Annotated in this window: 24 protein-coding genes and 1 pseudogene; 14 read left to right on the top strand and 11 right to left on the bottom strand. The window is 69.2% G+C overall.

Translation table 11 applies throughout. The features are described from left to right. The first annotated feature begins 126 nt into the window (after window positions 1-126). Window positions 127-870 (top strand): hypothetical protein, encoded by a 744-nt coding sequence (locus CT688_RS17710; protein WP_234414856.1) that lies wholly within the window; start codon window positions 127-129, stop codon window positions 868-870. Window positions 871-959: 89 nt separating this feature from the next. On the opposite strand, the pseudogene CT688_RS08210 reads toward CT688_RS17710, so the two are convergent. The 4 genes and pseudogenes from CT688_RS08210 to mptB form a co-directional block, all read right to left on the bottom strand. Continuing rightward, window positions 960-1,825: pseudogene (locus tag CT688_RS08210) on the bottom strand (heme A synthase). A gap of 170 nt (window positions 1,826-1,995) precedes the next feature. Further along, window positions 1,996-2,787, bottom strand: a complete 792-nt coding sequence (locus CT688_RS08205; RefSeq protein ID WP_107756499.1) for an ABC transporter permease — start codon at window positions 2,785-2,787, stop codon at window positions 1,996-1,998. After that, window positions 2,784-3,719 (bottom strand): ABC transporter ATP-binding protein, encoded by a 936-nt coding sequence (locus CT688_RS08200; protein ID WP_107756498.1) that lies wholly within the window; start codon window positions 3,717-3,719, stop codon window positions 2,784-2,786. The genes CT688_RS08205 and CT688_RS08200 overlap by 4 nt, the downstream gene beginning before the upstream one ends. Further along, window positions 3,716-5,329 (bottom strand): polyprenol phosphomannose-dependent alpha 1,6 mannosyltransferase MptB, encoded by a 1,614-nt coding sequence (mptB, locus tag CT688_RS08195; protein WP_107756497.1) that lies wholly within the window; start codon window positions 5,327-5,329, stop codon window positions 3,716-3,718. Before mptB ends, CT688_RS08200 begins: the two co-directional genes overlap by 4 nt. A gap of 166 nt (window positions 5,330-5,495) precedes the next feature. On the opposite strand from mptB, the gene CT688_RS08190 reads away from it, so the two are divergent. The 8 genes from CT688_RS08190 (at window position 5,496) to CT688_RS08155 (ending at window position 12,709) form a co-directional block, all read left to right on the top strand. Continuing rightward, entirely contained in the window at window positions 5,496-6,227 is a 732-nt protein-coding gene (locus CT688_RS08190; RefSeq protein ID WP_231750591.1) for a metalloregulator ArsR/SmtB family transcription factor, read from the top strand. Next, window positions 6,224-7,681: a Fe-S cluster assembly protein SufB gene (sufB, locus tag CT688_RS08185; RefSeq protein ID WP_107756495.1), complete on the top strand. Its 1,458-nt coding sequence runs from the start codon at window positions 6,224-6,226 to the stop codon at window positions 7,679-7,681. The genes CT688_RS08190 and sufB overlap by 4 nt, the downstream gene beginning before the upstream one ends. Before the next feature lie 5 nt (window positions 7,682-7,686). Next, entirely contained in the window at window positions 7,687-8,895 is a 1,209-nt protein-coding gene (gene sufD, locus CT688_RS08180; RefSeq protein WP_107756494.1) for a Fe-S cluster assembly protein SufD, read from the top strand. A 55-nt stretch (window positions 8,896-8,950) separates the two neighbouring features. Beyond that, window positions 8,951-9,721: a Fe-S cluster assembly ATPase SufC gene (gene sufC / locus CT688_RS08175; RefSeq protein WP_107756493.1), complete on the top strand. Its 771-nt coding sequence runs from the start codon at window positions 8,951-8,953 to the stop codon at window positions 9,719-9,721. 18 nt (window positions 9,722-9,739) lie between these two features. Then, on the top strand, window positions 9,740-10,999 hold the full coding sequence (locus CT688_RS08170; RefSeq protein WP_107756492.1) for a cysteine desulfurase: 1,260 nt from the start codon (window positions 9,740-9,742) through the stop codon (window positions 10,997-10,999). Beyond that, window positions 10,996-11,448 (top strand): Fe-S cluster assembly sulfur transfer protein SufU, encoded by a 453-nt coding sequence (gene sufU, locus CT688_RS08165; protein WP_107756491.1) that lies wholly within the window; start codon window positions 10,996-10,998, stop codon window positions 11,446-11,448. Before CT688_RS08170 ends, sufU begins: the two co-directional genes overlap by 4 nt. A gap of 6 nt (window positions 11,449-11,454) precedes the next feature. Further along, entirely contained in the window at window positions 11,455-11,925 is a 471-nt protein-coding gene (locus CT688_RS08160) for a metal-sulfur cluster assembly factor (RefSeq protein WP_107756490.1), read from the top strand. Window positions 11,926-12,052: 127 nt separating this feature from the next. Continuing rightward, window positions 12,053-12,709, top strand: a complete 657-nt coding sequence (locus tag CT688_RS08155; RefSeq protein ID WP_107756489.1) for a hypothetical protein — start codon at window positions 12,053-12,055, stop codon at window positions 12,707-12,709. On the opposite strand, the gene CT688_RS08150 is transcribed toward CT688_RS08155, so the two are convergent. Further along, window positions 12,706-13,872, bottom strand: a complete 1,167-nt coding sequence (locus CT688_RS08150; protein WP_107756488.1) for a lycopene cyclase family protein — start codon at window positions 13,870-13,872, stop codon at window positions 12,706-12,708. The genes CT688_RS08155 and CT688_RS08150 overlap by 4 nt on opposite strands. A 411-nt stretch (window positions 13,873-14,283) precedes the next feature. Between CT688_RS08150 and CT688_RS08140 the strand changes: the two genes are divergently transcribed. From CT688_RS08140 to CT688_RS08135, 3 genes are all read left to right on the top strand, one after another. After that, window positions 14,284-15,915 carry an ABC-F family ATP-binding cassette domain-containing protein gene (locus CT688_RS08140; RefSeq protein ID WP_107756487.1) on the top strand — a complete coding sequence of 544 codons (1,632 nt, stop codon included), beginning with the start codon at window positions 14,284-14,286 and terminating at the stop codon, window positions 15,913-15,915. A 51-nt stretch (window positions 15,916-15,966) separates the two neighbouring features. Next, the gene (locus CT688_RS17320) at window positions 15,967-16,698 is read left to right on the top strand and encodes a hypothetical protein (protein WP_156607171.1); all 732 of its coding nucleotides are present in this window, start codon (window positions 15,967-15,969) and stop codon (window positions 16,696-16,698) included. A 453-nt stretch (window positions 16,699-17,151) separates the two neighbouring features. Next, on the top strand, window positions 17,152-17,589 hold the full coding sequence (locus tag CT688_RS08135; RefSeq protein WP_107756486.1) for a universal stress protein: 438 nt from the start codon (window positions 17,152-17,154) through the stop codon (window positions 17,587-17,589). Between the two features lie 17 nt (window positions 17,590-17,606). Here CT688_RS08135 and CT688_RS08130 read toward each other — a convergent pair whose 3' ends face one another. Next, window positions 17,607-18,818, bottom strand: a complete 1,212-nt coding sequence (locus tag CT688_RS08130) for an alpha/beta fold hydrolase (protein ID WP_231750559.1) — start codon at window positions 18,816-18,818, stop codon at window positions 17,607-17,609. An 88-nt stretch (window positions 18,819-18,906) separates the two neighbouring features. Next, window positions 18,907-20,145, bottom strand: a complete 1,239-nt coding sequence (locus CT688_RS08125; RefSeq protein WP_231750558.1) for a carbamoyl-phosphate synthase large subunit — start codon at window positions 20,143-20,145, stop codon at window positions 18,907-18,909. Between the two features lie 105 nt (window positions 20,146-20,250). On the opposite strand from CT688_RS08125, the gene CT688_RS08120 reads away from it, so the two are divergent. Both CT688_RS08120 and CT688_RS08115 read left to right on the top strand, forming a co-directional pair. Continuing rightward, on the top strand, window positions 20,251-20,922 hold the full coding sequence (locus tag CT688_RS08120) for a GAP family protein (RefSeq protein ID WP_159078001.1): 672 nt from the start codon (window positions 20,251-20,253) through the stop codon (window positions 20,920-20,922). Window positions 20,923-20,990: 68 nt separating this feature from the next. Next, window positions 20,991-21,338, top strand: a complete 348-nt coding sequence (locus CT688_RS08115; protein ID WP_095716934.1) for a hypothetical protein — start codon at window positions 20,991-20,993, stop codon at window positions 21,336-21,338. Between the two features lie 116 nt (window positions 21,339-21,454). Here CT688_RS08115 and CT688_RS08110 read toward each other — a convergent pair whose 3' ends face one another. The 4 genes from CT688_RS08110 to CT688_RS08095 form a co-directional block, all read right to left on the bottom strand. Continuing rightward, the gene (locus CT688_RS08110) at window positions 21,455-22,996 is read right to left on the bottom strand and encodes an aminotransferase class V-fold PLP-dependent enzyme (protein ID WP_107756484.1); all 1,542 of its coding nucleotides are present in this window, start codon (window positions 22,994-22,996) and stop codon (window positions 21,455-21,457) included. A 55-nt stretch (window positions 22,997-23,051) separates the two neighbouring features. Beyond that, on the bottom strand, window positions 23,052-24,458 hold the full coding sequence (locus CT688_RS08105) for an MFS transporter (RefSeq protein ID WP_107756483.1): 1,407 nt from the start codon (window positions 24,456-24,458) through the stop codon (window positions 23,052-23,054). A 173-nt stretch (window positions 24,459-24,631) separates the two neighbouring features. Continuing rightward, on the bottom strand, window positions 24,632-25,474 hold the full coding sequence (locus CT688_RS08100) for an aldo/keto reductase (protein ID WP_107758087.1): 843 nt from the start codon (window positions 25,472-25,474) through the stop codon (window positions 24,632-24,634). 27 nt (window positions 25,475-25,501) lie between these two features. Continuing rightward, on the bottom strand, window positions 25,502-26,071 hold the full coding sequence (locus CT688_RS08095) for a TetR/AcrR family transcriptional regulator (protein WP_107756482.1): 570 nt from the start codon (window positions 26,069-26,071) through the stop codon (window positions 25,502-25,504). Window positions 26,072-26,153 lie beyond the last annotated feature (82 nt).

Below are 26,153 nucleotides of genomic sequence, written 5' to 3'. Positions count from 1 at the left end.
GTCGGATCTGCCGGATCCGCCGGATCCGACGCCGCGACGTCGGGCGAGCCCGCCACCACGACGTCCCCAGACGCCCCCGCGCCCGCCGACGACAAGGCCGACACGACCGACGAGGCCAAGGCCGCCGTGGCGGAGGACTCGTCCGAGGAAGCGGCGGCGAGCACCGAGCAGGCGCCAGCGGCGAAGAAGTCCGGCGGGCTCACCCTCGGCGGAGGTTCGGGCGCCAAGGCACCCGGCGGAGGCAAGCAGGGGGGTCTCACGCTCGGTGGCGGATCCAAGGCCAAGGCCCCCGGGGGCGGCTCCGCGGGACTGACCCTGGGTGGCGGATCCGGGGCTCCCCGAGCGGACACGGCGACCGAGGCCCCCGCGACGAAGTCCGCTGCGTCCGAGGCGCCCGAGGAGACCACGGCACCCTCCGCCGCGTCACGACCCGCCGACGCCCCGGCCGCGTCTCAGCCGGTCGCGACACCCCCGGCGGACGAACCGGCTCCCGACGACAAGTCCCCCGAGGCGGCCGCCGCGCAGAAGGCGTCGGCGGAGAAGATCGATCCCATCACGGTCGAGAAAGTCCCGGCAGGACCCACCCCGCCCCCCGCGGCCGTGAAGTTCGTGGAGAGGTTCCTCGCCCGACACGGCGGCAAGGCCGACCTGGTCCTCCAGCCCACCGGACGGACGGGCGTACGCCTGACGTTCGTGGGTGCCGACGGCGTCATGGACGACTTCATGGTCGACACCCTGGCCGAGGCCGAGGCCGTGCGGGACGGGGTCCCCGGGTTGACCGGGTCGGACTGGACGCGGGAACTGGTCTCACACACCGATGTGCCTGCCGGCCACTGGAAGAGGATGGCCGGTTCCGGATCCCTGCTCTGAGACTCCGGTAGGACGAGAACGGCCCCGCCGCGGCGGGGCCGTTCTCCGTTCGATCATCGGCGCGGGTGCGCGCCGGCCTCTCGGTCGGGTTACCCAGTCCGCGGGCTGGCCACCGCGGGCTCCCGGATCACAGCCGAGGCCCAGAGAGCCCCGGTCACTGCAGTGATCGCCCCGGCCAGCGTCACGTGTACCACCACCAACATCTCCGGCACCCCCAACTGATACTGGGTGATCCCCACGACTGCCTGAGCCGCGATCAGGGCGATCAGTATCAGGCAACGCCGGATGGCCGGCCCCTGGGCACGTAGTGCGAGGAGGCCGAACGCCAATCCGATGAGCAGGCAGACGTACCCGACCATGAGTTCCGCGTGGAAGTGGACCAGCCACTGGATCGGCATCTGGAGGCGGTCCGCGGCCCCGATCCGGGCGTCACCGGCGTGGGGGCCGGCCCCGGTGACCATGGTGCCGGTCACCAGCACCCCGGCCAGGAGCACGGCGGAGAGCACGATGAGCCAGGACAGCGGTGGGGCAGGACGCGGCGGGCGGGGGAGTCGTCGGACTCACCGACCCGGACGAACAGGATCGCCGCGAGCCAGGCCAGGATCATCGACGGCAACAGATGGAGCGCGACGGTCCACCACACCAGGCCCGCCAGGACGGTGATGCCCCCGATCACCGCCTGCGCCACGATCCCCGCGGGCATGGCGAGGGCGAGCCAGATGAGCTCGCTGCGTCGCCCTGCGCGGAGCAGCGCGAGCAGCAGCGCGGCGGCCACCGCGACCAACACGAAGGTGAGCAGCCTGTTGCCGAACTCGATGGCCTGGTGCAGCGCGGGGCCCGCACCGGCGACGGGGACGAAGCTGTCCTGGTTGCACCGCGGCCAGGTCTCGCAGCCCAGACCGGACGCGGTCACCCGCACGGTCACCCCGGTGGTCATGATGCCGATCTGCGCCATGACGTTGGCCAGTGCGAGGCCCTTCTGCAGCCGGACCGACGGGAGCGGCAGACGGGCCAGCGGTCCCCTCGGTCCCGGGGGATCGCTCGTGGCCGGGCTGCCGGATTTCGGGGCGCGCGAAGTCGAGGTCACGCCCCCGATTCTAGGCGTGCGCTCCGGCCGCCCCGCGATCAGGTGAAGGAGAAGTGGCGCACGGCCAGTCCGGCGCAGACCGCGGTCCACCCGGCCAGCACCACGGCCGCCAGGGCGGGGAACCCTCCGTCGATGGACGTGACCAGCGCGCTGGTCAGCGCGTACGACGGGACGACGAGGAGGACCTCGTGGAGCCAGTCGGGCAGAGTTGCCACACCGATGGCCAGGCCGGCCGCGCCTATGAGGACGAACCAGATGAGATTGGCCAGCGCCAACACGATCTCGGCACGAAGAGTGCCCCCGAGCAGCAGCCCCATCGAGGAGAAGGCCACCGATCCGAGCGCGATCATCACCGCGCCCACCGCCAGACCCGCGACCCCGGGGCGCCAGCCGAGGCCGGCCGCGATCACACCGAGCAGGACGGCCTGTCCGGCGACCAGGATCATCGTGGCCAGTATCTTGCCCACGATGATGACGGCGGACGGGAGGGGGGTGCCGCCCAGCCGCTTCAGCGCACCGTAGCGACGATCGAACCCCACGGCGATGGCCTGGCCGGTGAACGCGGTACCCATGACGGAGAGGGTCAACACCGCGGTGATCGCGTAGTCGATCCTCGGCTGCGGGATCGAGCCGAACTCGATCGCGGTGAGCGCGAACAGGACCGCGACGGGAATCACGAGGGCGACCAGGAGTTGCTCGCCGTTGCGCAGGAAGAGCGTCAACTCCATGCGGGTCTGCGACGCCGCCATCCGGGGGAGGGTGGCGGGTGCGGACGGCCGGGCGAACGTCCCCGGCGCGAAGCGGTTGGTCCCGGTGGGGGTGTCGGTCATCGCAGATCCCGTCCGGTCAGGTCGAGGAAGACCTCTTCGAGGCTCCTGGAGCGGGTGGCCAGGGAGGTGAGTTGGACTCCGGAGTCCTCCAATGCCGCGCACAGGCTGGTCATGAGTGCGGGGGACACCGGGCCGTGGACCTCGAGGATCCCGGCCGCGGCGCCCGCGGTCACCGTGTGGTCCGGTCCGAGGGCGCGGCTCAGCAGCGTCGGCGAGGCCTCGCCGTCGACGACCAGGGTCACGCCCTCTGACGTCCCCGCCCTGGCGAGTTCGGTCGGCGTCCCGGCAGCCACTCGGCGACCGTGGTCGATGATCACCACCTCGTCGGCCAGGGCGGCGGCCTCGTCCATGAGGTGTGTGGTCAGCAGGACGGCCGCACCGTCCCGACGCAGTGCCCGGACCAGGTCCCACACCGCCCGCCGGGACTGGGCGTCGAGTCCGGCGGTGGGCTCGTCGAGGAACACCAGTTCGGGTCGGCCGATCACCGCGATGGCGAGTGAGAGCCGCTGTTGCTGGCCACCGGACAGGCGCCGGTATGGGGTGGTGAGGTGATCGCTGAGTCCCAGCTCCTCGAGCAGCCAGTCCGGGTCGAGGGGGTCCGCGTAGTAGGAGGCGACCAGACGGACCATCTCCCCGACACGCGCGGCGGGGTAGGCCCCGCCGCCCTGGAGCATCATCCCGATCCGGCTGCGGACGCGCTGGCGATCGGAGACGGGGTCGAGGCCCAGCACACGGAGGGTTCCGCCGTCCGGCCGCAGGAACCCTTCGCAGACCTCGACCGTGGTGGTCTTGCCGGCTCCGTTGGGACCGAGGAGCGCCATCACCTCGCCGCGGCCGAGCCGCAGGTCCAGTCCCGCCACGGCGGTGGTCTGTCCGAACCTCTTGACGAGTCCCTCGACGAGTAGCGCGGGGGAGTCGGTGGGTGAGGTCACGGGAGCATTCTAGGTCGCTCCGACGACCGCGAGCGCAGCAGCCCCGGCCAGCGGAACATCGCGATCAGCAGGATCGACACCGCCACCACGGTGGCCACCCATGCCTGGACGGTGACGAACGGCGGCAGGCCCGCACCCGGCGGGAGGGTGAAGCAGGCCAGCACGGCGCTGACCGCCACCACGGGAACACGGAACTCCACCCTCGACGCCCACGCCGCGAGCGGGATCAGGGCCCACAGGACGTACCAGGGCTGCACGACGGGGAAGCACAGGACGATGGCGGCCATCGACACCCCGAGTCCGCCGACCGGATCGATCCGCCCCGCGGAGACGGCGAACAGCATCCTGACGGTGACCACGCCGGCGATCACGAGCGCCGTGGTCTGCACCATCACCAGGATCTGGGCCGTGTGGTCGCCCAGCCCCAGGTACTGCCCGATCCCGCCGACGATCACTCCCAGGGCGGTGGGCGGGGAGAGCCAGCTCCGCAGCGACGTGGCCGCCCCGAGCTTGGTGATCCACCCGAGGCCGGACGAGGTGACCAGCATGGCCAGCCCGGTGGTGGCACCGCTGATCACGACCATCACCAGCGCGGCCCGCACGGTGGCGAGGGAGCCGCCACCCCACCGTCGGGCGAGCGCCATCCCGACGAAGCCCAGGGCGACGACGGTGGGAAGTTTCACCAGTGCCGACCCGGTGACAAGGACGGTCCCGACGATGAAGAGCACGGTGGTCCGTGGCCCGGACTCGAGGGAGTCCACGGCGCGCAGGGCCAGGACGAGCCCGACGGCCAGCAGTCCCATCATGAGGGACTCGGAGTGAATCCCCGACACGAGATGGAACAGGACGAGGGGATTGGCCACCGCCAACCAGAGCGCCGCCACGTCCGACACCCCGCAGTACTCGGCCAGTCGCGGGACCGCCCACCCGAGCATGAGTATCCCGACGATCGCCACCACCCGGTGCAGGATCGTTCCGGCCACCACGTCGTCCCCCGTCAGGGTGTGGATGACCTTCTGCACCCCGAGGAAGAGCGGACCGTACTGATTGGGGGTGTCCCGCCAGATGTCCGGGACGTTGACGGTCAACGCATGAGAGGTTCCCAACGCCGACACGGGGCCCAGTTCGTACGGGTCGTCGAGGGTGTTGCCGATGGCGCCCTGGGCCAGGTAGCTGTAGACGTCCTTGCTGAACATGGGCGGGGCGAGGGCGAGCGGCAGGGCCCACGAGGCGATGATGCGGTCGAGGGTGGCACGGTCGATCCGGCCGCTCAACCGTCCCCGGCGATCCCTGCCCAGGACGTACGGGGCCAGCAGCAGCCAGCAGAGTGTCACCACCACCATCCCGGTCATGACCACCGTCATGGAGGACTGCTGCAACCTGAGCCACAGCCCGATCAGGCGCTCGCCGGCGACGGGATTCTGCAGCACGGGCAGAGCGCCCGCGCCGAGGGCGCCCACCGACATGGCGACGGCGGCGGTGGTGCCGATCCTGCGGATCCGACCGAGGCGGGCCAGTTCCGCCGACGGTGGTGTCCCGGTGGATCGCTCCTCGGTGTGCAGCCGGGCCGTCACCACTCCCGCGCCGCGGACCGGGAATCTGGGTGCCACTGGCCTCAGCCTCTCTCCACGGTGGGTGCCGGAGGACTCCGCCCGGCCGCCGACGCCGGGTTCGCGGGGGTGGGAATATTTCCGTCACGAAGGTGTTGCGTAATATGACGTGGTACGTCCCCAACGGGGCGCACCGAGCATAGCCGGAAGGGAGAGTCAGTTGAGCGTGCAGCACGTCTACGAGAACAGCACGCGACCCGACACCCGCTCGGCCGTCCGTGAACTCCTGCTGGAACGAGGGGCTCTCACCGCAGCCGAGATCGGGCAGGAGCTCGGGCTGACGGCGGCGGGCGTCCGCCGCCATCTGGATCAACTGGTCGAGTCCGGGCAGGTCGAGGCCACCCGAACCCGCCCGGCCGGCACCCGCGGACGCCCCGCCAAGGCTTTCCGGGTCACCGCGATGGGCCGCAGCTCGGCCCAGCACGGGTACGACCATCTCGCCGTGGAGGCCCTGTCCGCGCTACGGCGCGTCGGCGGGGCCACCGCCGTGGCGGACTTCGCCCGCCAGCGCGTCCGGTCGATCGTCGGGCACGTCCGCCCCGCGGACGGTCCGGAGGACGTCGAACGCGCGGCGACCGACGTCGCCGCGGCCCTGACCGAATCCGGGTACGCGGCATCCATCGAGGACGCCGGGGCGGGCCTGCAGATCTGCCAGCACCACTGTCCGGTGTGGAACGTCGCGTCCCGGTTCCCCGAATTGTGCGAGGCCGAGCAGGAGGTGGTGTCCGAGATCGTGGGCACCCATGTCCAGCGCCTCGCCACCATCGCCGGCGGACACTGCGCCTGCACCACGAACATCCCCACGGGGATGGTGACCGCCGGTGACCTGGCGGCCACCATGCCCGCAGCGGCCGACGCAGACGCGTCGGTTCCGACCCCCGAAAGGACTGTGCGATGACCATCACCCCAGATCAGGTGACGGCCGACGTCACCGTGCACGAGCCGACCACCGACGAGGAGCGGATCGCCTCGCTCGGCCAGTACAACTACGGTTGGCACGATTCCGACTCCGCCGGTGCGACCGCACAGCGTGGCCTCTCGGAGGCCGTGGTGCGTGACATCTCCACCAAGAAGAACGAGTCGGAGTGGATGCTCGCCAAGCGGCTCAAGGCGTTGGCGACGTTCTACAAGAAGCCCATGCCCGCCTGGGGTTCGGACCTGTCGGGGATCGACTTCGACAACATCAAGTACTTCGTCCGCTCCACGGAGAAGCAGGCCACCTCGTGGGAGGACCTGCCCGAGGAGATCAAGAACACCTACGACAAGCTCGGTATCCCCGAGGCGGAGAAGCAGCGCCTGGTCGCGGGCGTCGCCGCCCAGTACGAGTCCGAGGTGGTCTACCACCAGATCCGGGAGGACCTGGAGAGCCAGGGTGTCATCTTCATGGACACCGACACGGCGCTCAAGGAGCACCCGGAGTATTTCGAGGAGTACTTCGGCTCGGTGATCCCGGCCGGTGACAACAAGTTCTCCGCGCTCAACACCGCCGTGTGGTCGGGTGGCTCGTTCATCTACGTGCCCAAGGGCGTCCACGTGGACATCCCGCTGCAGGCCTACTTCCGGATCAACACCGAGAACATGGGCCAGTTCGAGCGGACGCTGATCATCGTGGACGAGGACGCCTACGTCCACTACGTCGAGGGGTGCACGGCGCCGATCTACAAGTCGGACTCCCTGCACTCGGCGGTCGTCGAGATCGTGGTCAAGAAGGGCGGTCGCTGCCGCTACACGACCATCCAGAACTGGTCGAACAACGTCTACAACCTCGTCACCAAGCGCGCCCGGGCCGAGGAGGGCGCCACCATGGAGTGGATCGACGGCAACATCGGGTCCAAGGTGACCATGAAGTACCCCGCGGTGTGGCTCACGGGCGAGCACGCCAAGGGCGAGGTCCTCTCGGTGGCGTTCGCCGGCGAGGGACAGCACCAGGACACCGGGTCGAAGATGCTTCACCTGGCCCCCAACACGTCCTCGAACATCGTCTCCAAGTCGGTTGCGCGAGGCGGTGGCCGATCCGCCTACCGCGGGCTCATCCAGATCAACCCCGGCGCGAAGGGCTCCAAGTCCAACGTCGAGTGTGACGCCCTGCTGGTGGACAACATCAGCCGGTCCGACACGTACCCGTACATCGACATCCGTGAGGACGACGTGACGCTCGGGCACGAGGCCACAGTGTCCAAGGTGAGCCAGGACCAGCTCTTCTACCTCATGAGCCGAGGCCTGGCCGAGGACGAGGCCATGGCCATGATCGTGCGCGGATTCGTCGAGCCGATCGCCAAGGAGCTCCCCATGGAGTACGCCCTCGAACTCAACCGCCTGATCGAACTCCAGATGGAAGGATCGGTGGGCTGACCGCCATGACCGACACCACTACTGCCACCACTGGATCCGGCCCCACCCCGGTGACGGACCGCTACGGTATCCCCGTCACCGCCACCAAGGGCGACCAGTTCTCCTCCTTCGACGTGAACGCGTTCGAGGTGCCGAGCCACAAGGACGAGATCTGGCGCTTCACCCCGCTCAAGCGGCTCCGCGGGATCCACGACGGAACCAATGTGACCGCCACCGGGAACCTGCTGGTCTCCGTCGCCGGGCGTGACGGACTGACGGTCGAGACCGTCGGGACCGACGACAAGCGGATCGGCGAGGCCGGGGCACCCCGCGACCGCGTCGCCGCGCAGGCCTTCACCTCCGTCGCCGAGGCGACGGTGCTGACAGTGGCCACGGAGACGGTTCTCGACGACCCCGTGTACGTGACAGTCGACGGCCCGGGGGAGGGGGAGCTGGCCTACGGCCACGCCCAGATCCGACTCGAGCCGTTCGCCAACGCGACCTTCGTGGTGGACCAGCGCGGCGGGGGGACGATCGCCGAGAACGTCGAGTTCGTCGTCGGCGACTCGGCGCACCTCGAGGTCGTCCTCATCCAGGACTGGGACGACGGCGCGCTGCACCTGGCCAACCACCACCTGCAGGTCGGTCGCGACGCGACCCTGACCTACACGGCGGTGACCTTCGGCGGCGAGCTCGTGAGGATCGCACCGCTGACGACGTTCACGGCCCCCGGGGGCACGGTGAACGTCAACGGTCTGTACTACGCGGACGACGGACAGCACATCGAACACCGTCTGCTGGTGGACCACGCGGTACCCAATTGCACGTCGCGGGTCCTGTACAAGGGCGCCCTGCAGGGTGACGCGTCGTCGAACCTGCCCGACGCCCACACCGTGTGGATCGGCGAGGTCCTCATCCGCGCGGCGGCCGAGGGTACGGACACCTACGAGATGAACCGCAACCTCGTCCTCACCGACGGGGCCCGCGCGGATTCCGTCCCGAACCTCGAGATCGAGACCGGCGAGATCGCCGGCGCCGGTCACGCCAGCGCCGTGGGCCGATTCGACGAGGAGCACCTGTTCTACCTCATGTCCCGGGGGATTCCCGAGGACACCGCACGGCGCCTGGTCGTCCGGGGCTTCTTCGGCGAGGTGATCAACCGCATCGGGGTGCCCGAGGTACGTGAGCGGATCGCCGAGGCCGTCGAACTGGAACTGCAGTCATCCGGGATCTGACCCCCGGGCCCGAGAGACCACCCCCGAAGACTTCACGAAGATTGCGAGCACACCAATGACCATTCTCGAGATCAAGGGCCTGACGGCCCGCGTCGCGGCGACCGCCGACTCGGCCGAGACCGTCGACATCCTCAAAGGTGTCGACCTGACCATCGAGTCCGGGCAGACCCACGCCATCATGGGGCCGAACGGCTCCGGCAAATCGACTCTGGCCTACGTCATCGCCGGCCATCCCAAGTACGAGGTCACCGGCGGCACCGTCACCCTCGACGGGGAGGACGTCCTGTCGATGGAGGTCGACGAGCGGGCCCGCGCCGGCCTGTTCCTGGCGATGCAGTACCCGACCGAGATCCCCGGGGTCTCGACCGCCAACTTCCTCCGTACCGCGGCCACCGCCGTGCGCGGCGAGGCGCCCAAGCTGCGGCACTGGGTCAAGGAGGTCAAGGAGGCCATGTCCGACCTCGACTTCGACCCGGCCTTCTCCGAGCGAAGCGTCAACGAGGGCTTCTCCGGTGGCGAGAAGAAGCGCCACGAGATCCTCCAGCTGGATCTGCTCAAGCCCAGGATCGCCGTGCTCGACGAGACCGACTCCGGCCTGGACGTCGACGCCCTGCGCGTGGTGTCCGACGGGGTCAACCGCTACAAGGCCGAGGAGAACGGCGGCATCCTCCTCATCACGCACTACACCCGCATCCTGCGGTACATCACGCCCGACCGCGTGCACGTCTTCGTCGACGGCCGGATCGCCGCCTCCGGGGGCGCGGAACTGGCGGACGAGCTCGAATCAGAGGGGTACGAGAAGTACCTCACGCCCGCGAACGCCTGATCGGACAGCTGGGAGACTATGACCTCGACCCTCGACATCACGACCCTCCGCTCGGATTTCCCGATCCTGCAGCGGACGGTTCGTGACGGCAAACCCCTCGTCTATCTGGACTCCGGGGCGACCTCACAGCGCCCGATCCCGGTGCTCGACGCCGAACGGGACTTCCTCCTGAGCTCCAACGCCGCCGTTCATCGCGGTGCACACCAGCTCGCCGAGGAGGCGACGGACGCCTACGAGGACGCCCGGGCCGACATCGCGGGGTTCGTCGGAGCCGATGTCGACGAGCTCGTCTTCACCAAGAACGCCACCGAGGCGCTCAACCTGGTCGCGTTCGCGCTCGGAGACGACCGCTTCGGCCGGTACGCCGTGGGACCGGGTGACGAGGTCGTGATCAGCGAACTCGAGCACCACGCCAATCTGGTGCCCTGGCAGGAGCTGTGCCGACGCACCGGTGCCACCCTGAAGTGGTACGGACTCACCGACGACGGACGGATCGACCTCGACTCACTGCAGTTGACCGACGCGGTCAAGGTCGTCGCCGTGACCCATCAGTCCAACGTCACCGGCGCCGTGACCGACGTCGCACGTGTGGTGGAGTCCGCGAGGGCGGTGGGCGCACTGGTGGTATTGGACGCGTGCCAGTCCGTCCCGCACATGGCCGTGGACTTCCACGCACTCGGTGTGGACTTCGCGGCCTTCTCCGGGCACAAGATGCTCGGCCCCACCGGCATCGGCGTCCTCTACGGACGTCGGGAGCTGCTGCGGGCGATGCCGCCGGTGCTCACGGGGGGCTCGATGATCTCCACCGTGACCATGGAGAAGTCCACCTACGCCGACCCGCCGCAGAGGTTCGAGGCCGGGGTGCCGATGGTCTCGCAGGCCGTCGGTCTCGGCGCAGCGGTCCGCTACCTGCGCGACGTGGGCATGGAGGCGGTCGCGCGTCACGAGGAGTCGCTCACCGCGGCCACCCTGGAGGCCCTGGACCAGATCCCGGGCATCCGGATCGTCGGTCCCCGCGACATGGTCGCGCGCGGCGGCGCCGTGTCCTTCGTCGTCGACGGCGTCCACGCCCACGACGTGAGCCAGGTGCTCGACGACGACGGGGTGGCGGTGCGCGTGGGACACCACTGCGCGTGGCCGCTGCACCGCCGATTCGGTGTGCAGTCCACCGTCCGCGCCTCGTTCGCGCTGTACAACACACTCGACGAGGTCGAGGTGCTCGCGCGGTCGCTGCGCCGGGCACAGGAGTTCTTCGGAGTGGGAGGTGCCCGTTCGTGAAGCTCGAGCAGATGTACCAGGAGGTCATCCTCGACCACTACCGCCACCCCCACCACAGTGGGCTGCGGGAACCCTTCGGCGCCGAGGTCCATCACGTCAATCCGACCTGCGGCGACGAGCTGACACTGCGGCTACGACTCTCCGACGACCTGTCGACGATCGAGGACGTCTCGTACGACGCGCAGGGTTGCTCGATCAGCCAGGCGTCCACCTCGATGATGGCCGACCTCATCGTCGGCCGCACGGTGTCGGAATCACTCAGGGCCTACGACGCCTTCCACGAGATGATCTCCTCCCGCGGGACCAACGAGGGGGACGAGGAGATCCTCGACGACGCCGTCGCCCTGTCCGGGGTGTCCCGATACCCGGCACGCGTCAAGTGCGCGCTGCTCGGGTGGATGGCCTACCGCGATGCACTCGGCCGACAGACCGACCACCACCAGGAGTGAAGTGACATGACCGAGCAGATGACCCCGGCCAACGACCCGTCCGTCGACGACGCCATGTCGGCGGCGGAGAACGAGACCCCCGCGGGCACCGTCTACAACGGTGAGTTCCGTCCCGACCCCAATCGCCCCGAGCAGTCGGAAGAGGACCTGGCGCTGGTCGCCGACCTCGAGGAGGCCATGCGCGACGTGGTCGATCCTGAGCTCGGGATCAACGTGGTGGATCTCGGGCTGGTCTACGACATCTGGGTCCGCCCGGGTGAGACCGAGGGGTCGACCATCGCCCGCGTCGACATGACTCTGACCTCGGCGGCCTGTCCGCTCACCGACGTGATCGAGGATCAGGCACGAAGTGCGGTGGTGGGTTCCGACCTGGCCAACGAACTCGAGCTCAACTGGGTGTGGATGCCGCCGTGGGGCCCGCAGATGATCACTGACGACGGCCGGGAGCAGCTCCGCGCCATCGGCTTCACGGTCTGACATCCGACGCCGACATCAGCCCGGGCCCCCGGATTCGGGCGACGCCGGGTACCGCCTCTCCCGGCCCGCCAGGTGGCTCCTGCTGCCCTCACTTCTCCTCGCCCCCCTGTCCGGGTTCCTCTACACGATGGTCCGGACCACGGGGAGCTACGAGCCCGATCAGGGCTGGACCCTGCTGTGGACCGCGTTCGACATCGGGTCCGAGGGGAACGTCGCGGTCTGGTTCGCCTCCACTATGTGGCTGCTCGTCGGCGCGTTGGCCGCGATGGCGGCCCTCACCTCCGACCGGTTCCGCACCTCGTGGTGGGTGTTCGCCGCCGTGGCCGTCATCGCCTCGGCCGACGAGGCGGCGCAGCTCCACGAACGCCTCTTCTATTTCGGTGACCGCCTGGCGCCGACGTTGCCGGGGGATCTCCACTACAGCTGGGTCATCCCCGGGACCGCCATCGCGCTGGTGGTCGCCGCGCTTCTCATCCGCCTGGTCCTCGCCCTCCGAACCCGGGTGACGGTCGGGCTGATCGGCTCGGCGGTGGTGTTCCTCCTCGGCGCGCTGGTCATCGAGTCGATCTCAGGGATCGTGGAACGCGTCCAGGGGATGTCCGACCTGTATGTGGCGATCATGTACGTCGAGGAGACCTTCGAACTGATCGGGGTGGCATGGGCCGTGATCGCGCTCGCGTCGATGTTCCGCCTCACCGGTCGCCGCGGATCACTCACCCTCACCTTCGACGGGTTCCCCGACAGGGCGGAGGAGACCGGGCCGGGCCACCCCGTGTCGGGCTAGCGCAATCGCGCGTCGACCGCAGTACGGGGGGACCGCCGGAGTAGCGCGCTGATCATCCCCACCTTCCCACTCGCCGGCATGCCCACCCACATGTCCCACATCGCCAGCGCCAGCTGGTACGAGGGGCTCGCGCCGTCGAGAAACCACTTCTGTCGACGCCCCTCGATCCGGCCGAACGCGTCGAACAACTGCCGGAGCGTCCGATCGTCGGCGCGCAGGAGTACACGGAGCCCGATCCCGTGCAGTGTGGTGCTGGCCGGGGACCGGGGCGCGGGAATCGGGAACCCGGTACGGACGGCGTGGACAGCGGCCGGCACGGCGGCCAGCATCGAGGCCACCGAGTACCCTGTCGCGGCGTGTCCGTGTCCACCGGCGGTGCCGAAGGCATCGATGCGGGGGTCGCCCGCCCAGCCACCGCGGGGAAGGAGCGGGATGCGCACCCGCTCCACGTCGAGTGGCGCGTCGATGGCCGACCGCGACACCCCGCGCCGCACGAGCCGCGAGCGGAGCCGGTCGGCCAGCTCGGCGGGATCCGGGGCGGACAGGCCCGCGAGGCAAGTCTCCTCCAGCAGGACCCTGTCCCCGCCCACGGGTATCGCGTACAGGAAGCTGGGGCCCAGGTCGTCGTCGTCGTGATCGGCACGCCAGTCCATGAACAGCGCCGTCTCACCGCCGAGGGCGGGGGCGGCGTCCGCCTCGTCCAGGACGATCCCGTAGGCCGTCTGGAGGGGTCCGGTGTTGTGTGGGCCACCGGCGCCGCGGCAGTCCACGACGCGGTGCGCACGGGCGGTCAGGGCCGGCAACCCGGCGTCGTCGACGGCGGTGGTCTCGACGGTCACGCCGTCCCCGAGCGGGAGAGCCTCTCGCAGTGCGGCGTTGTCCAGCACGCTGTAGGTCCGGTTCAGCACCGCCCGTCCGGGGGAATGGAGCGCCGGGGCGTCGACGGAGTGCGCCAGGACGTCGACACCACACTGCGTCACCGAGAGCCACGGGGGCAGCTGGTCGGCCCACAGGGACAGCGTCTGACGCCACGGCGCGTCCGGCCGCGGATCGATCGCGAGCACACTCAGGCCCGCGTCCGCGCAACGGGAGGCGAGCGCACGGCCGGACGGTCCGAGACCGACGACGGCGACGTCGTAGAGTGCACCCCCCGTGGCATCCATCACGACTGACAGTACCGCCGAGGGGAGGGCGTGGACGTGCCGGGAGCGTTCTACCACCAGCTGACCGCCGACCCGCTGACCTACCCGGCGGTCAACTGCGACCTGGTGGTCTCGCTGCACCGGGAACCGGAACCGGGGTGGGTGCATCTGGACTTCGAGACGTGGGCGGTCCCGGTGGCGGCGTCATCACCGACACGCTCCTGTCCGACGACCGGGGGGACGCACCGGCCGCGCAGTCCAGAACCTGTACGGGCGCAGAGCGGGGTGAGGTCACCCCCGGGGGCGCTGTCCGGCGGGTGGACCAGGCCCGGGCGGAGACCCCGGTCACCGGAGTCGTCCCGCGACTCGCGCCGCAGGTAGAGTGGCTGGTCGGCCAGAACCCACCCGAGAACAGACGAGGTACCCGCGCACGTGATCACCATCGACGACCTGGAGGTGCGCGCCGGCGTGCGCACCCTGCTCCACATGGACGGGTCCTCGCTGCGGGTCCAGCCCGGCGACCGGATCGGCCTGGTGGGCAGGAACGGCGCGGGGAAGACGACGACGATGAGGATCCTCGCCGGTGAGGGGGAGCCCTACGCCGGGAAGGTCGTCTCGACCAGCGACGTGGGGTACCTCCCGCAGGATCCCCGCGAGGGCAACATGGACCAGCTGGCCCGCAGCCGGGTGCTGTCGGCCCGCGGGTTGGACGTCCTGATGCTCCAGATGGCCGAGGCCCAGGAGCAGATGGTCGAGGCGCCCGACGACGCGGCGATGGACAGGGCCGTGCGCAAGTACGGGCGGCTCGAGGACGAGTTCTCCGCCCGGGGCGGATACGAGGCCGAGAGCGAGGCGGCCCGCATCTGCAGCAGCCTCGGGCTGGAGGAGCGGATCCTCACCCAGAACCTCGGGACACTGTCGGGCGGTCAGCGCCGGCGCGTGGAATTGGCCCGGATCCTGTTCGCCGCGTCCGACGGGGCGGGCAAGTCCCAGACCATGCTGCTGCTGGACGAGCCGACCAACCACCTCGACGCCGACTCCATCACGTGGCTGCGCTCGTTCCTCGAGAAGCACGAGGGCGGGCTGATCATCATCTCCCACGACGTGGAACTCCTCGAGGCCGTGGTCAACAGGGTGTGGTTCCTCGACGCCGTACGCGGGGAGATCGACGCCTACAACATGGGCTGGCAGAAGTACCTCGACGCCCGCGCCACCGATGAGGCGCGGCGCCGTCGGGAACGCGCGAACGCCGAGAAGAAGGCCTCCGCCCTCAAGACGCAGGCCGCCAAGCTGGGCGCCAAGGCCACCAAGGCCGCGGCGGCCAAGCAGATGATCCGCCGCGCCGAGACCATGATGAACCAGCTCGACGAGGTCCGGGTGGCCGACAAGGTGGCGCACATCAAGTTCCCCACCCCGGCCGCGTGCGGCAAGACCCCGATGTTCGCCAAGGGCCTGACCAAGATGTACGGCTCCCTGGAGGTCTTCGCCGGGGTGGATCTGGCGATCGACAAGGGCAGCCGGGTGGTGGTGCTGGGGTACAACGGTGCCGGCAAGACCACCCTGCTCAAGCTCCTCGCGGGTGTCGAGCGCACCGACGGTGAGGGCGGGGTCGTCTCCGGCCACGGCCTCAAGGTGGGCTACTTCGCCCAGGAGCACGACACCCTGGACATGGACGCCAGTGTGTGGGAGAACATCCGCCACGCCGCACCCGACGCGGGGGAGCAGGACCTGCGCGGTCTGCTGGGGGCGTTCATGTTCACCGGCCCCCAGCTCGAGCAGCCCGCCGGCACCCTGTCCGGTGGCGAGCGCACCCGACTGGCGTTGGCCGGCCTGGTGTCGTCGGCCGCCAACGTGCTGCTGCTCGACGAGCCCACCAACAACCTCGACCCGATCTCGCGCGAGCAGGTCCTCGACGCCCTGCGCAGCTACGAGGGCGCGGTGGTCCTGGTGACCCACGACCCCGGTGCTGTGGAGGCCCTCGAGCCCGAGCGGGTGATCATCCTGCCGGACGGCACGGAGGACCTGTGGAGCCAGGAGTACATGGAGATCGTCGAACTCGCGTAGCGTGCGAACGCAAGGGCTTAGCGGAATCGGTTCGAGGGCGAAAGAATCTGAATGAACTGGATACCCGAAGGCGCGGACCTCCTGACTTTGGCCGGAGCGGTCCTCGCAGCCTTGTCAGCGCTAACCGCCATCGCTGTAGCTTTGGCCCAGGTTTCTCGACTCGCCAAGGCACGGAAGACTCTTGAGTGGATTCGGGACTCGCTAGTTGCAGAGAGCGATTCTGAGAGACAGGCATCGCTCCATCGTCTACGGATCAGAGCAGAAGCTCTACTCATATCCAGCTACTACGTCCCAGCCTGGAAGTTCGCCGAGGTAATCCTTTGGACATTGGCTTCTCCCGCTTTGCTGTTGACCACTGCCATGCGATCCGATGCCAACAGCCAACCGGCCCCCGTTTGGTACCTCGTTGTGACTATTAACCTGGCCGGTGTTTTTCGCCGCGCGATCAGACTTTCTTGCGAGAAGACTCGTGTTAGAACTCAGTACGCCCTCGGGGGTCGAAATTACGAACCGGTGAGAGTCGACCTCATGGAGCAAATGGAGGGGGGAACTCGCAAAGAGTTCATTATCGCCCTAGCTGGCGCAATAGGAGTGACCACGCTACTCTACGGGGCCTTTTGGAAGTTCATTGGAGAAGGGCACGGAATATTGCCGTTCCTCGTTTTCCTTGCTGGTTTTTTGGTAGTCCAAATATCTTTGATGGTCTTTCATTCTTACAGTCGAAAGCTGGCAATAGACACCCCGAGACAGGCAGAGGGCGGCGAAGACCTCGGGATTATCTGATGCTCGGCAACTTCCTAGGGGTTGCCGATCAACCAGCGAAGAGAAATCACTCTTTCAACGTTTGACCATCCCCGCCGTGATGAACTCAATCGCCCGTTCGACGGGGGACGACCACGAGACTCTGAGACCTGTCGGTCAGCGATGGGGACACTGCTGGAAGCGGCCGGTCGCCCACTGGTAGAGATGGCCAGTACTCAAGCCTATCCGCTGCCAGTGCGGCCCGTTGGTCGTCTCGTGCAGCGTGCCGATCTGTCCTTCGGGCCTGCAGGTCGGAGGTCGACCTTGGTGCGAGCCCGGCAGACCTTTGAACGGGCACTCGAGTACCCAGATACTGCTCGATCCGATCTCTTCTCTTCCCTACGGAGTCCTGCCGGTCGGGTTACGGTGAGAGTGTCGCCGGATCCGGACTGACGCCGGATGCCCCGTCGACGGTCTCACGGAGGAGGTCGACCAATGGACGCAAAGCCAGTCGTCGTAGGGGTGGACGGGGGCCCGGACTCGCTCAAGGCCCTGGCCTGGGCCGCCGACTACGCGAGCACGGTCGGGGCGCCCGTGATCGCGCTCGCCGCAGTGGAGACGCCGGCAGTCGTCGGCCCGTACGCCATGGCCGGGTGGGTGGACCCCGAAGTCCTGGAGGACAGGGCTCGCACCATGCTCGCGGACTCCGTTCGGGACACGCTGGGTGACGAGGCACAGGTTGAGCAGACCGTGATCCGCGGTCATCCTGCGGAGGCGATCGTCACCGCGTCGCAGGACGCCCGGCTCGTGGTGGTGGGCAGCCGGGGATGGGGTGGCTTCCGCGGACTGCTCATGGGCTCGGTGAGCCAGCATGTGGTGTCGCACGCGCACTCGCCCGTCGTGGTCCTGCCGCGTCAGTCCGAGGACGCCTGAACGACTCGCCTCCAGGCTCAGGTCCCGACACGGCGAACCAGTCCCGAGAGCACGTCCGGAAACCGGGCCGACACGCCGCGGCGGGGAAGAGCGTTCAGCGCATCGACCCGGCCGGGAAGATCGTGGTGACGACCGGTGACCAGGTGCTCGATCGCGACCAGCATCGCTTCGGGATGGGTGTCCAACGCACTGTGGCCGTTGTCGATCCGGGCGACAACCGGGTCCGGGGCGATCGAGGCCACGCGATCAGCGATGGCGGGCGGTGTGCGCAGATCCCTGGTACCGCTGAGAAGCACCATCGGCCAGGTGAACCAGGAGGTCTCGCGACGCAGGTCGACCGGCTCCGCATCGAACCCGGGGAACCGGTGCGCGATCGGAGCATAGGTGAGCGCGGGATCCAGGGGCAGGCCGTCCGTGGGCGCGCCGTACCCCAGCTCGCGGAATCCGATCGTCCCGGCGAGGTCGAACTCGTAGACCCCCGGAACGCGAGCGGGCGAGCCACCCCTGGTCGCGTACGTCTCGAGCAGTCGCCAGGCCACGGCGTCCGGGGTCGGAAACCGTCCCCGTCCCCGCACCCTCGCCCGCAGTAGCGGACCGAGCAGTTCCGGCCCACCCAACTCATGGGCCGCGCGGATCACGTCGAGCAGTCGCCGACCGTCCTCCCCGCGCGCGTGGAGACGTCGCACATCCGCCGCGATGTCGGTGTCTGCCTCCCAGAATGTCGAGCGCACGGCCCGCCGCTCCAGGTCGATGTCCGTCGACGACTGCAGCGCCGAGTCCAACAGCATCCCCGCGACGCGTTCCGGGTACAGGGCGCCGACGCAGGACACGACGTAGCTCCCGTAGGAGGATCCGGCGAGGTGAGCCGAGTCCACGTGCTCCCGGTCGAGAACCGCGGCGATGTCCCCGGCGACGGCGGCGACCCGCATGGCCGATTCCGGCAGGTCCCACCCGGAGGTGTCGGTGCGGGACAGGCCGACGCCCCTGTGCTCGATCATGATCAGATCGAGCCCGAGGCGACCGGCATGGCGCCTGAACCCACGATAGGGGAGCACCGAACCCAGTCCCGGGCCGCCGGGGACCACCACCGTCGGGCGGCGGGTGCGCGGGCCGGTCCGCACGTAGGCCAGGTCGAACGCGGGCCTGCCATCGTCGGCCGGTCGTCTGACGCTGCGCACTCCCGGGGTACCGGCCACCAGGGACGACACCAGCGGGCGGTGCAGTATCACGTTTCCACCGACTGCCTCACCGGTGTCGACCGGCGGACCGGTCCCGGCCGCAACCCGAGCGCGAAGGACACACCTGACCGCGCGATTCTCAGATCCGCTGCTCGTGAACGTCCTCGAGGGAGGCTGCATCGGCCGCGCTCATTCTCGTGATGGGCTCTCCGTTCCACACGATGTCGTCGCCCAGAGCGCCCAGCAACTCCTTGCGCTGGCCGTGGCTCAGCTTGGCACCGTGGATGAGCGTCGCGGGGCTCCACATCATGGCGAAGGAGTCGTGCCACCCCGAACCGACGTCCTTCACGTGGAGCAGGTCGTGCAGTGAGGTGGGCAGATGCTTGAGCGGCTCGGCGAACGCGTCGGCGAGTACGGCAAGGCTGATCTGGCGCTCGACGCCCGGTTCGACGACGAACGGCTCGGAGTTCCCGCCGGTCAGCGCCTGCTCGAGCTCCTCGGCGCCGAGCAGGATGACGCCGTTGGTCGGACGTGGATTGCACTCGATGGCGTAGAACTGCCCGTTGTCGTCGACGAAGTCGAAGGAGAGCTGGCCCGTGAACCCAGGATCGAGTGCCTCGACGATGCGCCTGGTGTAGTCGAGGGTGTCGGTGCTGTCCACGGCGAGGAAGGTGATGCCCGTACTGTGCGCCCACTGCTCGGGCGCGCGATAGGTGCAGTGCGAGGTGACCCGGCCGTCCACGACGGTGCTGTAGGTACACACCATGGGGCCGTCGACGAACGGTTGCACGAGCCACGGCTGTTCCTCGGTGGGGTGGCAGTCGTCAACGGCCATCTTGCCCGCCAGCGGCCCGGTGTTGGTCAACAGACCCACGCCTCCCCGCGAGAACGCCGCGCGGGCGAAATAGCGCGGGTACTTGTCGATTGCGGCCATCAGCGAGGCATGGTCTGTGGCGACGACTGTCTCGGGGATCGGCACTCCGGACCGCTCCACCAGCCGCTGGAAGCTGGCCTTGTCGTGCAACTGCGCGAGCTTGGCAAATCTCCCGGCGAAGAGCGTGACCCCCGCGGGCAGATCGGCGGCCCGCGCCGCGAGGTAGAACACCTCCTCGAAGGTCGGGATGATCAGGTCGATCTCGTACTCTCCGACGATCCGGTTCACGTCGCGGATGAACTGGTCGGTGTCGTAGCGGGGGGAGGCCGTGACGGCATGGCCCGCGAGGTACTTGGAGTGACTGCCCGTCGCTCCCGAGTAGGTGTCGCTCGCCACCACGGTGTGACCACGGCTGCCGAGCTTGCGGATGATGTCCAGGGCGAAGGTGTTCCTGGAACTGGTGACGAGTACGCGCATCGTGGTCCTCTCAGCGGCGGTGAACACTGGTCATACTATTGCCGACCCGGGCGCGACCGGTCCCCAATCGGTACTACTGTCGAGACGACGAAACGGGGGCGCATGCACGAGGTGGCGGGATGGATCGCGGCCGTGCCGACACTGATCGGGTTCGGCCTGGCGCTGGGCCTGAGTCCCGCGCTCTACGGCGCGACCGCCGACATCCTCGCGCGGAATCAGAACGTGCGCGCACGTATGACGTGGTTGCTCACGGGTCTGGCGTCCGGGGCCACCGCGCTCGCGCTGGTCCTCCACGGCGTCAACCCCGCGAATCTCGTGGACCAGGCCCACCGGCGCGGGGATGCGGTGGTGGCGAACCGCGATGTCGACCTGGTGGTGGGCGTGCTTCTGCTGGCTCTGGCGTGCGCGATGGTGCTGTGGGTCCGGGTCGTCCCCGAGCTCCCACGACGCCCCGAGCGGGCACCCGACCAGAGTTCCCCCCCGGCCGCCCTGTTCGTCCTCGGGTTCACCTCGGCCGTCATCGGCCTGACCACACTGCCGATCATGTATCTCACCGGACGGTTGGTCGAGAGCGTGAGCACGGATCCCGTGGTCAGGGTGTGCGCCTACCTCGTCTTTCTGGTCGCGCTGATCGGGCCGTTCGTCCTCCTGGCGTGGGTGTGGTCACGCTTCCCCGTCGCCACCCGGAAGGTCACCGCGGCGTACGAGCGGATGCTCGAATGGGACACACGGTGGGTGGCGTTCGCCGTGATGACCGTCGGCGGGGTCGCACTGGTGGGATTTGCGACCCTGCTGCACCGCTGAACCCCCCTCGGGCGGTTAGGCGATCCTTAGCGACCACCCTGACCAGGGGGTTTGAGACACTTCTTCCCATGGACCTCGTTTTTGACATCGTTCTGATCCTGCACTTCATCGGCCTGGCCGGGATCATCGGCGGGTGGCTCGCCACCATCAAGGCCCCGCTCGTGAACAAGGCGATCCTGCACGGTGCGATCCTCCAGGTCGTGACCGGCCTTCTGCTCGTCGGCCTGCGCGAGATGCAGGACGTGGACCTCAACCACATGAAGATCGGGATCAAGCTCGTCATCGCGATCGTCATCCTGGTCGTGGCGGTGATCGGCGTGCGCCGGGAGGCCAGGGCCGCGGGCAGCACGAGGACCCTGGCGAACGTCGCCGGCATTCTCGGAGTGGTCAACGTCGCCATCGCGGTCCTGGTCTGACGCAATCCGGGCCTGGCCCGGTCCTGGTCTGACCCGATCCTGGTCTGACACAAGCACGTGCCATCACGCGCCGCCCCTCGACTCCGGTCGGGGGGCGGCCGTCGTCGTGGACCTGACTACTCCATCACAGCCGCGAGGTACGCACGCACGAGCCGGGCGCCCACCTCGGCCGGGAGGCGCTCGATCGCCGCGAGGAGTGGCGCCATGCCGTCGTCTTTTCCACCTGTGTCGCCGAGGACCCCGGACACCATCGCGTGCACGTCATCCTCGTTGAGGGTCAGCAGATCACCGGGGGAGAGGGCGCCGGCCTCCAGCGCGGCCAGGACGTCGGCGAACGCCGCCGGGGGTGACGGGTCCGGCCTCCCGCGCACCGCGTCGGCGGACGCCCGGGCCACGGCGAGGATCTCGTCCGTCAGGCGTTCGGTCACCGGGGTGATGGTGAGGTGGGACGACGACGGCAACGCACCGCGCTGCTGGCGGTAGGCCGGTTGCGCCTGCACCGCGATGCCCCTTCGACCGCACTCGTCCGCCCACAGGTGGGGGTGGACCCGCCCGGCATCTCCCACCGACCCGTCGGCCACCACGGTGATCAGGGGTCCTGGATCGGAGTCGATCACCCGCAGGCCCTCGATTCCGGACAAGCCCTCCACGAGGGCCGCGGTCGCCCTGGCGGTGCGCGCGACGAGTTCGGACTGACCGTCGTCGCCCAGGGCCTCGAGCACCGCCCACGCGGCGGCCGCGGGTTCGAGTGGCTTGGACCCGGACAGGGTGGGGTTGACCACCGGGTAGCCCGGCCAGTCCACGGTGGAGAACCAGGATGCGCGATGCCTGGTGCGGCCCCGGCTGAGCAGCACCGAGGTCCCTTTGGGGGCGAAACCGTACTTGTGCAGATCGGCGGAGATGCTGGTCACACGCCCGATTCGCAGATCCCACATCGACCCCACCCCGCCCGGCCAGAACGGCAGCACCAGTCCGCCCAGGCAGGCGTCGACGTGCAGCCCGATCCGCGGGTCATGGTGCGCGTCGAGCCCGGCGGCGACCTGTTCGACCGGGTCGATCACACCGGTGGGGTAGGAAGAGGCCGAGCACACCACCAGGCAGGTGTCCCGATCCACGGCACCCAGGAGGTCCGCGGCGGACACGCGGCCCGAGGCGGGATCCACCTCGACGCCGACGAACCGCATCCCCAGGACGTGAGCGGCCTTGCGGAACGCCGCGTGGACGGTCACCGGGGCGACGATCGTCCCGCCGCTGCCGGGGGCACGCCCCGCGACCTCCCGGGCCGCCAGACACGCCAGCATGCAGCTCTCGGTGCCGCCTGACGTCACGACACCGTGGACGTCGTCGTCGATATCCCGACCGTCGCCGGGGCCCCCGCCCAGGATCGTGCGAACCCGGTCCACGATCCCGCGGTGGATCCGCGCGACCGACCCGAACACGGTCGGGTCGAGGCCGTTGACGCCGTGCGCCAGACCGGCCGCGCGGACGGCCACGCGGTCCACCCCCTCCAGTCCCGAGTCGTAGACGTAGGACAGGACCCGGCCGCCGGTCGTCGGCGGATCGGCCGCGCGCAACTCGGCCAGGGTCTCGAGGGCTGCCGCGCCGCGCCGGTCGATCAGGCTCTCCAGGGGATCGGTGTCCGGGTGGTCGACTGTCATGGGGAATCCGTCCGTCGTGCGGGGTCGTTCATGCGGGCTGGGTCGGTCGTGCGGGTTAAGCCGGTCGTGCGGGGTAGGCCGGTCGTGCAGGCTGGGTCCAGCTCGAGTGCTCCCGGCCCAGTGCGCGGATGACGAGCAGACTGGCCGCGGTCAGCAGAGCCGGCACGAGGGAGAAGCCCAGGACGATCGCCCACAGGGCCGGTTCGGGCTGATCAGCGATGCCGCCCGAGCGGAAGCCGGTCACCGCCAACAGCGCCAACACCACGACGGGCCCCAGCGCCATGGATCCGGTCTCGGAGGCGGTCCACAGCCCGCTCATCGCACCGCTGCGACGACGGCCGCCCAGTTCGCGGTCCATATCCGTGGTGTCGGGGAGCATCGACATGGGAAGAGCCTGCATGCCGGCGTAGGCGACGCCCGCCAGAGCGACCGGGATGTGCACCCACATCCCCGGCCACACGCCGGCGGGGATGAGCAGGAGAGCGGAGACGGTGAACAGGATCGTCGCCGTCGCCAGAGCGGGGACCTTGCCCCGGGCGTGGGCCAGGCGCGCCCACAGCGGCATCACCACCAGTGCGGGGGCGATCAGCGCGAGGAACAGCCCGGTCAACGCGGCCTCGTTGCCCAGGATGTAGGTGGCGACGTACTGGCCTCCTGCGAGCATCACCGCCGTGGCCACCGCCTGGAGGCAGAACAGGCCCACCAACAACCGGAACGGCCGGGTCACCCGCAGCGCGTCGAGTCCGTCGCGGTACTGCCGGCCCAGGTCACCGACCTGGGCGTCCGCCCGCAGGATCGTCCGTCGGCCGGATCCCAGCGTGGCCCACAGCATGCCGCCCAGCATCAGGACGGATACGCCGACCGCCATCACCACGTACCCCGTCGCGCCTCCGCCCGCGGCCTCGCGCAGCGCAGGACCGCCGCCGCCCACCACGAGGATCGTCGCGGCCAGCACCGCCACCCGCCACGCGAGGATCGTGACCCTCACGGCCGAATCACCGGTCAGCTCCGCCGGGAGGGCGAGATAGGGGACCTGGAAACACGAGAATGCCAGTGAGGCCAGGAGGAAGAAGCCCATCACCCAGACGCCGGCCAGTGCGGTGCCCCACCGGGTGGGGGCCGAGAAGGTCGCCACGAAGAGCAGGGGTAGCGCGAGCGAGCCGAACAGCATCAGCCCCGTGCGGTAACCGGTGCGGTGCGAGGCGCGGTCGGAGATCGCCCCGATCAGCGGGTACGCCAGGACGTCGATCACCTTGGGCACCAGCACGAGCACCGTCGCCACCGCGGCGGCCACCCCGATCGAGTCGGTCAGGTAATAGGCGAGCACCAGTCCGGGCAAGGTGCTGAACGCCCCCGTGCCCACGCTGCCGGCGGCGTACGAGGCGAGCATCCGACCCGAGGGACCCCCGGCGGACGGGCCGTCAGCGCGCGCGGCGTCACCGTGCGCTCGAGTGGTGGTCATGAACGGACTCTAATTCCAGTCGACCGCGTCCATCGTCGAAAAGCGGCCGCGAAATGGGTGAACCGTCAGTCAGGTACGTTCCGCCGTAGGTTCACGAGGGAAAACTCTGACCGGAGTGACGGCTCACCCGATCTGCGGCCGGACCGGCGGGGCCGGACCGGGCGGGGCCCGCCTCAGCCGCGCCAGTCGAAGGTGTCGGGGTCCGGCCCCGAGCGCGTGCCGTTGTGGAGGGCCGATATCGAGGCCATCTGCTCGTCGTTCAGCTCGAAGTCGAAGATCTCGAGGTTCTCGCGCATCCGGCCCGGGCTCGAGGACTTGGGAAAGACGATGTCCCCGCGCTGGAGCACCCACCGCAGGACGACCTGCGAGATGGAGCGACCGACCTGCTCCGCCAGGGCCGTGAGCTGGGGGTCGCCGAAGACCGCGCCCTGCGCGAGCGGGCTCCACGCCTCCACCGCGATCCCGCGGTCGGTGCACGCCGCGCGCACCTCGTCGTTCACGAAGTAGGGGTTCGACTCGATCTGGTTGACCGTGGGAGTGCTGAGTCCCGCCTCCGACAGTCGCGCCAGATTGGCGGGGGTGAAGTTGGAGACGCCGATGGAGTCCACCGCGAAGTCCGAGCGGATGCCCTCCATGGCCTCCCACACGCGGGCGACGTCGTCATGCATGGCCAGCGGCCAGTGCACCAGGAACAGGTCGATCCGGCCACCGAGTGCCTCGAGGGAGCGCTCAGCGGAATCTCGGGCCGCGGCGCGCTCGTGGAAGGAGTTGTTGAGCTTGGTGGTGAGCCACAGTTCGTCGCGCGGGATACCCGATGCCGCGATCGCACGACCCACCCCGTCCTCGTTGCCGTACATCTGGGCGGTGTCGAGGTGCCGGTACCCGGCCTCGAGAGCATCCGAGACGACCTTCTCGGTATCAGCGGGCGGGACCTGGTACGTCCCGAAACCGAGCTGGGGGATAGCACGGCCGTCGTTGAGGTCGATCAAGGGGATCTGTGGTGTGGAGGCGGTCATGCGCCCCACCGTACGCGCGTCCCGCACTCAGTCACGAGCGGTGCGCAACGACGCCTCCACCAGATCGAGCATCGCACTGACGTGCTCGGTACCCCGTCCGGTGGCGAGATGGGTGATGAGCCCGTCGAGGACGATGTCGAGGTAGACGCGCAGCACGTCGTCCGGCACGTCCGTCCGCATCCTGCCGGAGTCCTTCTGTTCCCGCAGGCGGGTGAGGATGGCGTCGTCGAGCTCCACCTGCCGGTCGGTCCACCGTTCGCGGAAGGCCGGGTCGGTGCGGATCCGTCGCGCGATCTCCAGCCGCGTTCCGAGCCAGGAGAACTCGTGGGGATCCGCGAGGATCTCCCGCATCACCTGGACCAGCCCCTGCTCCGCCACCGTGGCGGCCATCGCCGCGGCGTCGTCATGGGCGAGTGCGAGGAACAGCGCGTCCTTGTCGTCGAAGTGGTGGAAGATCGCACCACGGCTCAGACCTGTGGCCTCCTCGAGGCGACGAACGGTGGCGCCCTCGAACCCGAACTCGGCGAAGCACTCGCGCGCGCCCGACAGGATCTCGCGACGCCGGGCGTCCATGTGGTCCTGGCTGACCCTGGGCATTTCTGTACCTTCCTACGGATACACCACGGCGGTACGCGGTTCCCCCTGTCTCACCGGGAGTTACCGCGCACCGCCGTCGGGG

The sequence above is a fragment of the Dietzia sp. JS16-p6b genome (assembly GCF_003052165.1).
Lineage (GTDB): Bacteria > Actinomycetota > Actinomycetes > Mycobacteriales > Mycobacteriaceae > Dietzia.
Note: the sequence above shows the minus strand (reverse complement) of the source record. Positions and strands in the feature narration are given on the sequence as shown.

What these genes read in the sequence shown, in the direction of transcription:
- CT688_RS08205 (WP_107756499.1), bottom strand. Translation starts at nt 2,787, where the DNA reads ATGACCGACACCCCCACCGGGACCAACCGCTTCGCGCCGGGGACGTTC.
- sufB (WP_107756495.1), top strand. Translation starts at nt 6,224, where the DNA reads ATGACCATCACCCCAGATCAGGTGACGGCCGACGTCACCGTGCACGAG.
- sufD (WP_107756494.1), top strand. Translation starts at nt 7,687, where the DNA reads ATGACCGACACCACTACTGCCACCACTGGATCCGGCCCCACCCCGGTG.
- sufC (WP_107756493.1), top strand. Translation starts at nt 8,951, where the DNA reads ATGACCATTCTCGAGATCAAGGGCCTGACGGCCCGCGTCGCGGCGACC.
- CT688_RS08170 (WP_107756492.1), top strand. Translation starts at nt 9,740, where the DNA reads ATGACCTCGACCCTCGACATCACGACCCTCCGCTCGGATTTCCCGATC.
- CT688_RS08160 (WP_107756490.1), top strand. Translation starts at nt 11,455, where the DNA reads ATGACCGAGCAGATGACCCCGGCCAACGACCCGTCCGTCGACGACGCC.
- CT688_RS08155 (WP_107756489.1), top strand. Translation starts at nt 12,053, where the DNA reads ATGGTCCGGACCACGGGGAGCTACGAGCCCGATCAGGGCTGGACCCTG.
- CT688_RS08150 (WP_107756488.1), bottom strand. Translation starts at nt 13,872, where the DNA reads ATGGATGCCACGGGGGGTGCACTCTACGACGTCGCCGTCGTCGGTCTC.
- CT688_RS17320 (WP_156607171.1), top strand. Translation starts at nt 15,967, where the DNA reads ATGAACTGGATACCCGAAGGCGCGGACCTCCTGACTTTGGCCGGAGCG.
- CT688_RS08135 (WP_107756486.1), top strand. Translation starts at nt 17,152, where the DNA reads ATGGACGCAAAGCCAGTCGTCGTAGGGGTGGACGGGGGCCCGGACTCG.
- CT688_RS08115 (WP_095716934.1), top strand. Translation starts at nt 20,991, where the DNA reads ATGGACCTCGTTTTTGACATCGTTCTGATCCTGCACTTCATCGGCCTG.
- CT688_RS08110 (WP_107756484.1), bottom strand. Translation starts at nt 22,996, where the DNA reads ATGACAGTCGACCACCCGGACACCGATCCCCTGGAGAGCCTGATCGAC.
- CT688_RS08105 (WP_107756483.1), bottom strand. Translation starts at nt 24,458, where the DNA reads ATGACCACCACTCGAGCGCACGGTGACGCCGCGCGCGCTGACGGCCCG.
- CT688_RS08100 (WP_107758087.1), bottom strand. Translation starts at nt 25,474, where the DNA reads ATGACCGCCTCCACACCACAGATCCCCTTGATCGACCTCAACGACGGC.
- CT688_RS08095 (WP_107756482.1), bottom strand. Translation starts at nt 26,071, where the DNA reads ATGCCCAGGGTCAGCCAGGACCACATGGACGCCCGGCGTCGCGAGATC.